Source organism: Mariprofundus micogutta (assembly GCF_001895085.1).
In the GTDB taxonomy this organism is placed as follows: domain Bacteria; phylum Pseudomonadota; class Zetaproteobacteria; order Mariprofundales; family Mariprofundaceae; genus Mariprofundus; species Mariprofundus micogutta.
In genome coordinates this window covers 1-12,947 of sequence record NZ_BDFD01000031.1, presented here as the reverse complement: position 1 = coordinate 12,947, position 12,947 = coordinate 1, and the positions used below count along the sequence as shown (strand labels likewise).

Annotated in this window: 10 protein-coding genes and 5 tRNA genes; 2 read left to right on the top strand and 13 right to left on the bottom strand. The window is 48.4% G+C overall.

The window, feature by feature from the left end; genetic code table 11:
* Window positions 1–366: 366 nt before the first annotated feature.
* From MMIC_RS11960 to MMIC_RS11945, 4 genes are all read right to left on the bottom strand, one after another.
* Window positions 367–442 (bottom strand) — tRNA-Lys (locus MMIC_RS11960).
* Between the two features lie 20 nt (window positions 443–462).
* Window positions 463–537, bottom strand: a tRNA-His gene (locus MMIC_RS11955).
* An 11-nt stretch (window positions 538–548) separates the two neighbouring features.
* Window positions 549–625, bottom strand: a tRNA-Arg gene (locus tag MMIC_RS11950).
* 42 nt (window positions 626–667) lie between these two features.
* Window positions 668–744 (bottom strand) — tRNA-Pro (locus tag MMIC_RS11945).
* 176 nt (window positions 745–920) lie between these two features.
* On the opposite strand from MMIC_RS11945, the gene hslV reads away from it, so the two are divergent.
* Both hslV and hslU read left to right on the top strand, forming a co-directional pair.
* Window positions 921–1,472, top strand: a complete 552-nt coding sequence (gene hslV, locus MMIC_RS11940) for an ATP-dependent protease subunit HslV (protein WP_072660708.1) — start codon at window positions 921–923, stop codon at window positions 1,470–1,472.
* A 14-nt stretch (window positions 1,473–1,486) separates the two neighbouring features.
* Window positions 1,487–2,821: an ATP-dependent protease ATPase subunit HslU gene (gene hslU, locus MMIC_RS11935; RefSeq protein WP_072660709.1), complete on the top strand. Its 1,335-nt coding sequence runs from the start codon at window positions 1,487–1,489 to the stop codon at window positions 2,819–2,821.
* A 30-nt stretch (window positions 2,822–2,851) separates the two neighbouring features.
* Here the strand turns inward: hslU and rnhB are convergent, their stop codons facing one another.
* From rnhB to MMIC_RS11890, 9 genes are all read right to left on the bottom strand, one after another.
* Window positions 2,852–3,415, bottom strand: a complete 564-nt coding sequence (gene rnhB / locus MMIC_RS11930) for a ribonuclease HII (RefSeq protein WP_265331373.1) — start codon at window positions 3,413–3,415, stop codon at window positions 2,852–2,854.
* Between the two features lie 65 nt (window positions 3,416–3,480).
* Window positions 3,481–5,607, bottom strand: a complete 2,127-nt coding sequence (locus MMIC_RS11925) for a patatin-like phospholipase family protein (RefSeq protein WP_072660706.1) — start codon at window positions 5,605–5,607, stop codon at window positions 3,481–3,483.
* A gap of 106 nt (window positions 5,608–5,713) precedes the next feature.
* Window positions 5,714–8,086: a phenylalanine--tRNA ligase subunit beta gene (pheT, locus tag MMIC_RS11920; RefSeq protein ID WP_072660705.1), complete on the bottom strand. Its 2,373-nt coding sequence runs from the start codon at window positions 8,084–8,086 to the stop codon at window positions 5,714–5,716.
* Window positions 8,083–9,150, bottom strand: a complete 1,068-nt coding sequence (gene pheS / locus MMIC_RS11915; protein WP_072660704.1) for a phenylalanine--tRNA ligase subunit alpha — start codon at window positions 9,148–9,150, stop codon at window positions 8,083–8,085. The genes pheT and pheS overlap by 4 nt, the downstream gene beginning before the upstream one ends.
* Before the next feature lie 122 nt (window positions 9,151–9,272).
* Window positions 9,273–9,629: a 50S ribosomal protein L20 gene (rplT, locus tag MMIC_RS11910; protein ID WP_072660703.1), complete on the bottom strand. Its 357-nt coding sequence runs from the start codon at window positions 9,627–9,629 to the stop codon at window positions 9,273–9,275.
* A 24-nt stretch (window positions 9,630–9,653) separates the two neighbouring features.
* Complete coding sequence (gene rpmI, locus MMIC_RS11905; RefSeq protein ID WP_072660702.1) at window positions 9,654–9,854, bottom strand: 50S ribosomal protein L35; 201 nt, start codon at window positions 9,852–9,854, stop codon at window positions 9,654–9,656.
* 70 nt (window positions 9,855–9,924) lie between these two features.
* Window positions 9,925–10,428 (bottom strand): translation initiation factor IF-3, encoded by a 504-nt coding sequence (gene infC / locus MMIC_RS11900; protein WP_083530591.1) that lies wholly within the window; start codon window positions 10,426–10,428, stop codon window positions 9,925–9,927.
* Window positions 10,429–10,474: 46 nt separating this feature from the next.
* Window positions 10,475–12,379 (bottom strand): threonine--tRNA ligase, encoded by a 1,905-nt coding sequence (gene thrS, locus MMIC_RS11895; protein ID WP_072660700.1) that lies wholly within the window; start codon window positions 12,377–12,379, stop codon window positions 10,475–10,477.
* Between the two features lie 111 nt (window positions 12,380–12,490).
* Window positions 12,491–12,565, bottom strand: a tRNA-Val gene (locus tag MMIC_RS11890).
* Window positions 12,566–12,947 lie beyond the last annotated feature (382 nt).

Genomic DNA, 12,947 nt, shown 5'->3' with positions numbered 1-12,947 from the left:
TGTTCCTGACAGAAAGACTGAAATATCGGCAACTGTTTTGATCTTCCTTTCGTCCATCTGGATAAGCATCCCCATATGATGGACAGGACAACTACGTTTTCAGACTCATTTCATATTGGAAAAGACTACTATTTTTCACTTTTTAAATTTTGTGCTATAAGAACAGGAAATATTTCTTTTGAGGGGTTGTACATTGAACAGTACCTGGTTGAAACGTTTTCAGATTTTCATTGGCCTGCTATTTATCACAGTCACATTAATCTCAATTGAGCTCTTATCCCGCTAATCATGCTGTTTTAAAAGTACAACAAAAAAGGAGCCCCGAAGGACTCCTTTTTAAACATGTCTTATTTAACAACTCTTATATGGTGGGCCGTGTAGGGCTCGAACCTACGACCCGCTGATTAAGAGTCAGCTGCTCTGCCAACTGAGCTAACGGCCCATATCTGATTGTAGTATGAATGGGGTGGATGAAGGGACTCGAACCCTCAACCACCGGCATCACAAGCCGGGGCTCTACCATTGAGCTACATCCACCATACATTCAGTGGCGCGCCTGGCAGGGCTCGAACCTGCAACCTACGGCTTAGAAGGCCGTTGCTCTATCCAGTTGAGCTACAGGCGCTTGCCAGATCGCGTCAATCGCGTGTACTTCTTCGAAGGAGGATGGTCGGGGCGGAGAGATTCGAACTCCCGACCCTCTGGTCCCAAACCAGATGCGCTACCAGGCTGCGCTACGCCCCGAATTAAATCCTCTTGCTCGAAGGCGGCGGACAATATTCATCTGGAAGGCGTTCGTCAATCCCTGAATCGACACTTACGTTAAACTTTTTCAACGTTAGGGTTAGCCAACGCAACCAGATAATGCTGGAAGGCTTAAAAAGCCTCATTATTCCAACAAAAAAATCGAGGGGTGTAGCATGGGAAAAATTGATATGCGCGGAACCACCATCTGCTCTGTTCGCAAAAATGGTGAAGTGGCTATCGGTGGTGATGGTCAGGTCACACTCGGAGACACCGTAGTAAAACATGGTGGCCGTAAAGTACGCACCATTCGCGATGGAGCCATCCTGACCGGTTTTGCAGGCTCAACAGCTGATGCAATGAATCTGTTCGAACGTTTCGAAGCCAAACTGGATGAACATGGTGGGTCGTTGATGCGGGCAGCTGTCGGGCTTGCAAAAGATTGGCGCACCGATAAATACCTGCGCCAGCTTGAGGCCATGATGATAGTGGCCGACATAGACAACACCCTGCTCATTTCCGGCAACGGCGATGTTCTAGAGCCGGATGACGGTGTCGCAGCTATCGGATCCGGTGGTGCTTATGCCAAAGCAGCAGCAACAGCGTTATTAAACCACAGTGACCTTTCAGCCAAAGATGCCACAAAAGAAGCCATGATGATTGCTGCCAACATCTGTATTTACACCAATAATAATATTACGATTGAATCAATCAGTAAGGAGTCGTAACCGTGAGCCAGACCATGACCCCGCGTGAAATCATTTCGGAACTGGACCGCTACATTGTAGGCCAGAATGATGCAAAACGTGCCGTCGCTATTGCCCTGCGTAATCGCTGGCGCCGTCAGCAAGTGGCCTCCCCTATGCGGGAAGAGATCACGCCAAAGAACATTCTTATGATCGGCCCCACAGGAGTTGGTAAAACTGAAATCGCACGCAGGCTGGCAAGGCTTGCCAATGCGCCGTTCATCAAAATCGAAGCAACCAAGTTTACAGAGGTTGGTTATGTGGGCCGCGATGTTGAAACTATCATACGCGACCTGGTGGATACCGCGATTAAAATTGTCCGGGAAGAACATCTGGCCAAGGTACAGACCAAAGCAGAGAAAGTTGCTGAAGACCGTCTGTTGGACATTCTGATTCCACATCCGGTAGCCCCTAACGGCCCTCACACCAACGATGCCAGCGCTGCCTCCAGTGAATCCAGAGAAAAGATGCGTCATAAACTACGTCTGGGCGAACTGGATAAACGCCAGGTCGAGATCGAGGTTGAACAAGCTCAGGGGGGTATGCCAACCATGCAGTTGTTCACCGGTCAGGGCACTGAGGCGATGGATCTGCAGGATATGCTTGGCAATATGATGGGCAAACAGAATAAATCCAAACGCATGAGTGTTTCTGATGCAATAAAGGTCATCCAGCAGCAGGAAGCTGACCGTCTGCTCGATCAGGATGCTATCAAGGAAGAAGCGATTAAACGTGCTGAAAATGATGGTATCGTTTTCCTCGACGAGATGGACAAAATCACCCACCGCAGCGGTGCCGCATCTGGCGGAGAAGTATCCCGCGAAGGCGTACAGCGCGATCTGTTACCACTTGTGGAAGGCACAACCGTGAATACACGATATGGTCATCTGAAAACCGATCATATTCTGTTTATCGCATCTGGAGCATTCCACCTGGCCAAACCGTCAGACCTGATTCCCGAATTACAGGGGCGTTTTCCGATTCGCGTCAATCTTACTGCACTCGGTGAAGATGAGTTCCGTCGCATTCTTGTAGAGCCTGAAGCATCACTCACACGACAATATGCTGCCCTATTGATAGCTGAAAATGTGAATATCGAATTTTCCGAGGATGGCATTGCCGAACTTGCTCGCATCAGCGTCACAGTGAATGAGAAGACCGAGAATATCGGCGCAAGAAGACTGCATACGCTGCTTGAACATGTGCTGGAAAAAATAAGTTTTGAGGCATCTGATCGCAGCGGCGAAAAAATATGCATTGATGCAGCTTATGTGCGCGAACAATTAGGTGAAATCAGCCAGGATGAGGACCTGTCCCGCTATATTCTGTAAGAGGCAATTCGCCGCAAAAAGCGCAATGTCTTATAAAAGCTTGGCGATGGGCGCGAAGGACTTGCGATGTACTTCGCATGGACCCTGAGTCCTTAGTGCGTCCATATGGACTTTGGTGCCATAACCCTTGTGTTTGGAAAACTGATAGCCCGGAAACTGCACATCCAGCATATACATCATGCGATCACGGATCACCTTGGCGACAATAGATGCAGCTGCAATCTCCTGCACTGAATCATCACCACCGACAATCGCTTCAGCCGGGACAGCCAGGTCCGGAATACGGTTGCCATCCACCAGCACTTTCGATGGTTGAACAGATAAGTTCTGCACTGATCGACGCATAGCCAGCATGGTTGCCTGCAGGATATTGATATCATCAATTTCATCCACTGTGGCCATCGCTACAGAATAGGAAACAGCGTGTTTACGGATATGATGATAAAGCTTTAACCGTTTCTTCTCAGCCACTCTCTTGGAGTCTCTATACTTGCCCAGATAAGGATCATCCGGTGACAGGATTACCGCCGCCGTTACAACCGGCCCAGCCAATGGCCCACGCCCTACTTCATCCACACCTGCTAACATACTTATAGACTGTCGGAAATTATCTGGACGTCAATCACTCTGATCTAAAATCATCTGAAGTATCTGTTTTATTACTTTATGATTCCATCAGGAAGTGTCATTCCGATTTGATAGCCTAACTCTCTGTATGCCTCGAACTGCTTTTCATCAAAAAACTGATCCGCTGTGGATTCATCCGGAAATGCATCGTGACCACGCTTATAGGAATAAATATCATCGGGTAGACCGCCAATAAGCGTTGTTTTGATATAAACCATTGTGCCGTCTTTTACTCCATTCCCGTACTTAATCGTCGCAGTAACAAAACCCGAGCCAGCCAGAGCCACCCCATGCGGGTGATATTCATTCGGTTTCGGACACATCGCCAGCAAGGATTTAGCCTGCTTGCCATCTGCTGCAAAGTTTGGATGTCCATTCACCTCAATCTCAACACCAAAATCCACTCTGATTTTCTCGACAAGATTTGCAAAATCAACAAATGTAAAACCCGCATCAGCTCCGCCATCACAAACCACAATGGTTTGCACCCTGCGTCGAATCAATTCATAGACAGCAAGATTTTCAAAGTGCCCACCATCGGCCAAGTGAACGAAATCATCTGTCTCATCCATTTTAGTGCCTAACAACTCTTTGTAACCAAATCCAAACCAGCTTGGGGAGCGACTTACCTTAGCCGACTCTTTAGCTGGATTAGGAGCCCAATACCCCAATCTGATATTTAACAATGCCATGAGAAATGAGAGACTTTTATTGCGTGTCAACCCATCCCCACCCGGAGCACCATGAGGGTCTGCCGCAGCCCCTGAAATTGCCATTGCTGTTGCTAAATTCATCTTCTTGGCCATGTAAGTCTCAGTAGAGGACCAACCTGTAGCCTTACTGCCACAGTACAAAGGTGACAGTAAAAAGTTCTCTCCTCCACGTCCTCTTAAACGCTTATTTGATGAGCCTTCAGTTACCATGTTTGTATTGATGAGATGGTAAGGACCATTCTTCGACATGCACATTTCATGTAAAGAAGAGTCATTTGCTGTAGTAGCCATGTCCGACCGGTTCTCTCTCATGATATCATCCAAGTCCGGCATAAATAACTCCATCAAGCGATCTCTGTAATATCGATGAATAGAGATGTAATTAATGTTAACTCTAGTGCCTAAAAACCATGCCAATAATGCAGAAGCAGCAAAAAGCCCAACCCCAGCGAACCAGGCTGATGAAGAATAGATATGTAGCGCGATTAAATAACTAGAAAGTAGCACGCCGTATACCAACAGAATAAATGCAACAGGAGCAATCAATCCCAGTGGGATTTTACCCTCTCCCTTACCCTGCACCTTAATAATTGCCATTGCCGATGTAACTGCACCACCCAGAGTCAATGACGCAGCCATGATTTCTCTCGCTTGCACAAACAAGCCTGCTGCCATGGGAAGTGACCCAACAACTGCCACTGCTCCTGTAAAAATTAAAAGTTTTCCTGCATGTTCCTCAAATGCTCTGCGGCCCTTATATCCTCTTATCGAACTCCTTACTTCACTGGTTTTCCACCCATAAAATACTGCAACCACTACAAAAACAAGGGCTGATGCTTTGGCAATATTAATCAAAACATTGCCTCCGGAAGGTGCATACCCTGCCAGCAGTTCAGGAGAACCAAATAAGTGCGCGGATAAACACAAAAACATAATTGCTGTCAGTGGGATGATATATACCAGAAGGCTCAACAATGAACCACGTAAGATAACAGCCAGCAGCGATGCCATAGAAATGCCACCACCTGGGGTAAGGTAGTTACTACCCTGTCGCATATGCCTGAGCAAACGCTTCGAAATATCATCTTGTTGATTATCATTTTTTAACGGGAATTTATCTCCCGCATTAAACCTCAGGAAGTCATTTCCGTCCTTACTATTCATAAGCCAGGTCAGTGCTGAACCTATATAGCCGCCGCCGGAAACCGTTGAAAGATAATGGAATTTCTTTAATAAGCCCTTTTCCGCCAAAGCCTGCATCACACCAAGGCTGAAGGTGGATGAGCGTATGCCGCCACCTGAGAATGCCAGCCCACAAAGATTGTTCTCATCCGCTTGTGGAAACTGTTTTTGAATATGGGTTAATTCATCGGAAATAACTTTTTTTTCTGAGACTGACCATACTTCTGAAGAAGTATCATTTTTTGTGTTATCAGATGCGCTCATCGCCCCTCCCCAAACTACCCCCCAAGGCAGTTATAAAGGTATAGACCATATATGAGCATCCCGCAAATTCGGGAAAAACGGGCGGGAAGGGATCCCGCCCGACTTATTAACCGCGCAGAGAAACTCCGAAACGTTTATCCATAGCTGCAATAATCGCCGAAGATGCCGCATCTGAATCTTCCTGAGTCAGCGTACGTGCAGGATCCTGCAACGTGAATCGAACCCCCACACTGACCATGCCTTCCGCAACTCCTTTACCTTCATACAGATCAAATACGCGAGCATCCATCAGCAGCTTTCCTCCGGCTTTCTTCACTGTCTGCACGATGGCATCAGCCCCGGCATCCCGGACGAAGGCAGCTTTTTCCATCAGGAACACCAGATCACGCTCCACACCAGGAAATTCGGCCAGCGGGGAAAACTTCGCTTTTTTACCTGCATGTAATACATCAAGGTTGATATCAGCTACAAAAACCGGGATATCAATATCGAAAGCTGCGGCGATATCACCATCCACCTTACCGATACGCCCTGCTTCCTCGCGACCAATCAGAATCTTCGCACTTTGACCGGCCTGCAATCCCTGAATCGAGTCATCGGCGATAAAACGACCGGTCAACCCACGTTTTGCCAGCCAGGCCTCTACAGCGCCTTTCAGATCAAAGAAATCAGCACTGCGTGCACTGCTATGCCATTGATCAGCTTCGATTTCACCACTCATTAGCCAGGCCAGAATATTATTTTCATCATGACCCTGTTCTGTGTTCTTATACAGGCGTCCCTGCTCAGCAATGGAAACACCGGGCTGCTGACGATTCAGATTGTGCTTGGCTACATTCAATAGCCCTGCCCATGCCGTTCTGCGCATCACGCTCATGGCATCGGAGATCGGGTTCTGCAGTCTGATATCACAACCATCTTCAGGTACAAACAGGCGCTGCTCTTTCTCGGAAATGAATGCGTAAGTTACAACCTGCAGAAAACCACCGGCCACAGCATCATGGATTGAACGATCCGGTTTGGCCGGAGCCGTTGTAGCCAGTGCAGGCAGAATTTCCGGTATGGCATCAAAACCGATGACACGTGCATACTCTTCTGACATATCTTCAGGAATAGATACGTCATGGCGGAATGGTGGAATTACCACTTCCAGTTTGTCGGCATGCCGCAAAATACCGAATCCCATACGCCTTAGCACATCATCCACTTCTTCAGGCAATGTGATGCCCAGACGCTTTTCAATACCAGAAACAGAACAATGCATCTGTTTGCCGGCATTAATCCCGGATGTGTTGCCACAGACTGTAATTTCACCAACCACACCACCGAACAGATCTGTGATGATTTTAGTTGCCTGCTGCATACCTGTCGCAACCATCTCAGGGTCCACACCACGCTCAAAACGCATGGATGCTTCACTCACCATGGCATAGGTGCGACGTGTTTCACTAACGCGTGCCGGACGGAAAAATGCCGACTCCAGCACGATATTTACTGTGCCGTCACTGACACCTGAATCTTCTGAACCCATGATACCTGCCAGTGCAATAACACTGCCCTGATCTGCCACTACCAGGTCACCTGCATTGAGTTTCAATTCACGACCATCAAGCGCCTTGAATGCTTCACCATCTTCAGCAGAGCGAATATTGATCTCACCGCTGAGCTTATCGGCATCAAAAGCGTGCATCGGTTGCCCCAAATAAAGCATCACATAGTTCAATACATCGACAATACCGTTAACCGGACGCATACCGGCCATAATCAATCCTGCCTGCATCCATGCCGGCGAATCAGCCAGTTTCACACCTTCAATACGGCGAGCCATATATGCCGGGCAATCGGTTTCGGCTGTAACTGACACCGCGGGAGCAGATACAGCCGCATCAATTTCAGCAGTACACGGGGCCACTCCCATCAACGGCAGATTTGCATCGGCAGCAAGATCACGGGCGATACCGCGTGTATTCATGCAATCACCACGATTCGGCGTAATGGAAAGATCAAACACTGCCTCTTCCATCTGCAGGAACTCACCCACTTCCACACCAACAGGTGCATCAGCCGGTAGAATCAACAGGCCTGCCGATTCATCCGCCAGACCTAGTTCTGTTTCCGAACAGCACATCCCACAACTGGTTTCGCCACGGATCTTGCCCTTCTTGATCTTAAGGCCGTTAGGCAATGATGTACCTATGGTCGCTACAGGAATCTTGTCACCCTCACCCATATTGGAAGCACCACAGACAATATCCAGCGGCGCGGCTTCGCCAATATCAACCTTGAGCAGACTCAGCTTATCTGCATCCGGATGCGGGGCTTTGGAGGTAATCTGACCAACGCGTACGCCGCTAACGCCTGCGCGTGGCAACTCCACACCTTCCACTTCATGACCCAGACGCACCAGGTCATCAGCAATCTGTGCCGGTGTTGAGGTCAATGCGACCTGCTCTTTTAACCAGGAAAAAGGTATCTTCATGAGCCCATCCTCCTGAGAAAACGCACATCGTTCTCAAAGAACATCCTTAAATCCGGGATACCCCGCTTGAGCATCACCAGACGCTCCACACCAAGACCGAAAGCAAAACCGGAAAACTCTTCTGAATCAATACCGACTGATTTCAGAACATTCGGATGGATCATGCCGGAGCCCAGAACTTCAATCCAACCACTGTTTTTACAAATGCGACAACCTTTACCCGCACAGAACACACAACCGATATCCACTTCTGCAGACGGCTCGGTAAACGGGAAATAATGTGGACGCAGACGGATGGATACATCCTTTTCAAAATAGGTGGAGAGGAAATGTTTGAGTACACCTTTCAAGTGTGCCATGGAAACATCACGGTCCACCTTGAACACTTCGACCTGATGAAACATCGGGGAGTGTGTCACATCGTAATCACAGCGGTATACGCGCCCGGGAGCAACAACAGCCAGCGGCGGTTCGCCAGATTCAGCCAGGAATTGCTTCATGGCGCGAATCTGTACCGGTGAAGTATGGGTGCGCAGCAACATCGGTTCGTCACTCATCTCTTCAACGAAAAAAGTGTCGTGCATCGCACGTGCAGGATGTTCGGGTGGAATATTCAGGGCATCAAAGTTATGAAATTCATTCTCAATTTCAGGACCTTCAGCCACTGCAAAGCCCATCTGCGAAAAGATGGCCGTCATCTCATCAAGACCCTGCTGCACAGGGTGCAAGGCGCCTTTTGAAACACTGCGCCCGGCAAGGGTGACATCCACTCTTTCAGCTTCAATGCGAGCAATTTTGGCCTTTACCGCCAGCCCCGCTTCTGCTTCATCAAGTGCAGTAGAAAGTGACTGCTTGGTCTGATTCACAAACTGGCCAATCACAGGCCGTTCTGCCGGTGGCAGTTTACCTACGCCCTTGAGCACTTCAGTCAAAGCACCCTTTTTGCCCAGGTAGTTAACACGCAACTGCTGCAGGCCAGCCAGGTCTGCTGCCGACGAAAATGCAGCCAATGCATCGGATTGCAATGATTCAAGCTGAGCTTTCAGCGAATCAATTTCACTCATAGTTCAAACTCCCCTTCCACTTCAGGTGGATGATATATTGAAAAGCAAAAAAAAATGGCAGAGCCATAACAGCTCTGCCATTTCATAATTCTACCATCCCGGACATAGCCGGAACAGGCGATTTACTGAATCTGTGCGCGAGCTGTTTCTACCAGCGTCGCAAAACCTTCAGCATCGCGTACTGCGATATCAGCCAGAACCTTACGATCCAGCTCAATACCAGCCTTGCCCAGACCATGCATGAATGTTGAGTAGTTCATACCATTGAGCTTGGCCGCTGCATTGATGCGAACGATCCACAGGCTACGGAATTCACGTTTCTTAACCTTACGGTCGCGATACGCATATTGACGTGCCTTATCTACTGCCTGGGTAGCAACGCGGAAGCAGCTCTTGCGACGACCACGGTAGCCCTTGGCTGCCTTAATTACACTCTTGTGGCGCGCGTGCGCCTGTACACCGGATTTAACGCGTGGCATATATCTCTCCTAACCTAACTAATCTTAACCGCGACCTGGAACCAAACGTTCCAGCGCTTTTGAATCTGCAGCTGAAACCAGCTCTGTTCCACGCATATTGCGCTTACGCTTTGGCGATTTCTTAGTCAGGATATGACTACCGAAAGCTTTATTACGTTTCCATTTACCGCTGCCGGTTTTACTGAAACGCTTAGCTGCGCCGCTGTTTGATTTCATCTTAGGCATTGTATTCTTCCTTTGTCTTAAACTAAAAAAGACCCTTCGTGGGCCTTTTTAAGCCAACGAAAAGTGATTCTTATTTCTTGTTCGGCGCGATGATCATGATCATCTGTCGCCCTTCCATATTCGGCATCTTTTCAGGTTTACCAAACTCTTCAACCTGTGACGCCACAAACTTCATCTGGTCCAGACCTCGTCCGGTATGTGCCATTTCACGACCCCTAAAGCGTAGTGAAACCTTTACCTTGTTACCCTGAGACAGGAATTTCTTCGCAGCCTTCAGTTTAACTTCCATGTCATGCATATCGGTGTTGGCACCCACCTTCACTTCTTTTACCTGCATCACATGCTGACGTTTCTTGGCAAGATTAGCTTTCTTGCTCTGCTCGTACTTGTATTTACCATAATCCATGATCTTACAGACCGGTGGATTACTCTTCGCGGCCATCAGCACCAGGTCCAGACCTTTAGCTTGTGCCCTTGCGACGGCTTCAGACTTCGACAAAACGCCGAGCTGCTCACCTGTTGTATCATCAACCACACGTACCTCAGAGGCATCGATATCCAGGTTGATTGGCAAATCCTTTTTAATACAAGACTCCTGATCTCACTATACTATTCACACTTCAGTCGTGATTCAGCTGCATCTTCTTCATCTCGGCTATCCAGTCATCAACACTGAATGTACCCAGATTCTGACCGCTGCGATCACGTACACTTATGGTTTTTTCATCACGTTCCCGGTCGCCGGCAACAAGAATGAACGGAACCCGCTCCAAAGTGTGGGCGCGCACTTTATAGCCGACCTTTTCGTTTCGCAAGTCCGTATCTACACGAAAACCGGATTTGAGCATCTTTTGTGTCACTTCAGCCACATATTCCGACTGTGAATCGGTAATATTACACACAACAGCCTGAACCGGAGCCAACCAGAACGGGAATTTACCCGCATGATGTTCAATTAAAATTCCGATGAATCGCTCCATCGAACCGAGAATTGCGCGATGCAACATCACCGGAGTCTGGCGGGATGAGTCCTCAGCCACGTACTCCGCATCCAAACGACCAGGCATGGAGAAATCGACCTGAATGGTACCGCACTGCCATACGCGCCCAAGGCAGTCTTTCAGTGAAAATTCGATCTTCGGCCCGTAAAAAGCACCCTCGCCCTTGTTCTCGCCATATTCGATATTCTTCGACTGCAGCGCCTGATGCAGGGCTGCTTCCGCTTTATCCCACTGCTCATCGGTACCCACGCGATTGTCGGGACGATCAGACAGGAAGATAATCACATCTTCAAAGCCGAAACGTTTGTACACATCATAAGTCAGATCGATGAAATTACACACCTCATCCTGAATCTGGCCTTCAGTACAGAAGATATGCGCATCGTCCTGCACAAAATTTCGCAGACGCATCAGGCCATGCAGTGTACCCGATGGCTCGTTACGGTGACAGGAACCGAATTCTGCCAAGCGCAATGGCAGATCGCGATACGAGTGCAGGTTCTGATTAAATACCTGAATATGGCATGGGCAGTTCATCGGTTTGATCGCGTAATCACGGTTATCGGTATTGGTGGTGAACATCTCATCACGGAACTTGCCCCAGTGACCTGATTTCTCCCACAGTTTGCGATCCACCAATTGTGGCGTCTTGATCTCCTGATAACCGTTGTCGCGCATAACGCCGCGAATTTCATTCTCCACCTGCTGCCAGACAGTCCAGCCTTTTGGATGCCAGAAGATCATGCCAGGCGACTCTTCCTGCAGATGGAACAGATCCAGTGATTTAGCCAGCTTCCTGTGGTCACGTTTCTCCGCTTCTTCCAGACGCATCAGATATGATTTCAGGTCACCTTTGGATGCCCAGGCCGTACCATATATACGCTGCAGCTGCTCATTATCGGAATTACCTTCCCAATATGCGCCGGCGACTTTCATCAGCTTGAAGTGCTTCAAATGCCCTGTATGCGGCACATGCGGACCACGACAAAGGTCGGACCATTCACCCTGTTTATACAGGCTAACTGTTTCACCGGCAGGAATACGGCCGATCAGCTTAGCCTTGTAGGATTCACCAATCCCTTCAAAATGGGCAATTGCATCGTCGCGATCCCACTCTTCACGACTGACAGGTAACTTCTGATTGCAAAGCTGGCGCATTTTTTCTTCGATTTTTTTCAAATCTTCCGGCGTGAACGTACGTTCAAAAGCGAAATCGTAATAGAAACCGTCTTCAATCACCGGACCAATGGTCACCTGTGATTTTGGAAACACTTCCTGAACAGCCATGGCCATCAAATGTGACGTGGAGTGACGGATAATATCCAGACCTTCGTCAGACTTTTCGGTAATCAGGGAAACTTCATCACCGTCATTCAACACATGAGAGACATCCACCTGTTTGCCATTCACAGATGCTGCAATCGTGGCGCGCGCCAAACCTGCGCCGATATCGGCAGCCAGGTCAAATGCGGTTGCACCCTCGGCGAGCGTGCGAGTTGAACCATCAGGTAGTTGAATATTCATGGCGATGATGTTCCTCCAAACGTGTAAGCGCTGCATCCTATCGACATAGCAATAATAGAAAAGGCCAGACTGATTAGAGCCTGGCCTTGTATTATTCTACGCATCTGTAAATGGTAGGCTCGGGCGGTTTCGAACCGCCGACCCCCACCATGTCAAGGTGGTGCTCTACCCCTGAGCTACGAGCCTAAGTTGTTATTTTTAAAGGCATTTAACAGACCCAGCGACCCTTAAAAATGGGGTGCGTACACAATTGCGTACACAGACAGCCTTCCTATGACCGTCAAAACACGGCGCATCTTAGTGGTATAGAGACGAATAGCAATACAACTTATTCAATCTTCGCCACTAGACACCGCCGTTACAATGAGATCCCTCCCTTCTTGATCAGTGCAGCTATACGCCTCAAATTTTCGTAATTAGCGGGCGCAAAGTCATCATGGTTGTCAATCAGCACCCAAAATTGACCCCCCATCAGCGTCCAATTTTGACCCCCCTAAAGTCTGTTTAAATCATGCTCTATTTTTGAATCTCCAGCTCTCATTTCCGGTCTCTATAATGTCACAATGAT

Coding starts and splice junctions, on each gene's coding strand:
- rpmI (WP_072660702.1), bottom strand. CDS start 9,854: ATGCCTAAGATGAAATCAAACAGCGGCGCAGCTAAGCGTTTCAGTAAA.
- MMIC_RS11925 (WP_072660706.1), bottom strand. CDS start 5,607: ATGAGCGCATCTGATAACACAAAAAATGATACTTCTTCAGAAGTATGG.
- pheT (WP_072660705.1), bottom strand. CDS start 8,086: ATGAAGATACCTTTTTCCTGGTTAAAAGAGCAGGTCGCATTGACCTCA.
- hslV (WP_072660708.1), top strand. CDS start 921: ATGGGAAAAATTGATATGCGCGGAACCACCATCTGCTCTGTTCGCAAA.
- pheS (WP_072660704.1), bottom strand. CDS start 9,150: ATGAGTGAAATTGATTCGCTGAAAGCTCAGCTTGAATCATTGCAATCC.
- hslU (WP_072660709.1), top strand. CDS start 1,487: ATGACCCCGCGTGAAATCATTTCGGAACTGGACCGCTACATTGTAGGC.
- rplT (WP_072660703.1), bottom strand. CDS start 9,629: ATGCCACGCGTTAAATCCGGTGTACAGGCGCACGCGCGCCACAAGAGT.
- thrS (WP_072660700.1), bottom strand. CDS start 12,379: ATGAATATTCAACTACCTGATGGTTCAACTCGCACGCTCGCCGAGGGT.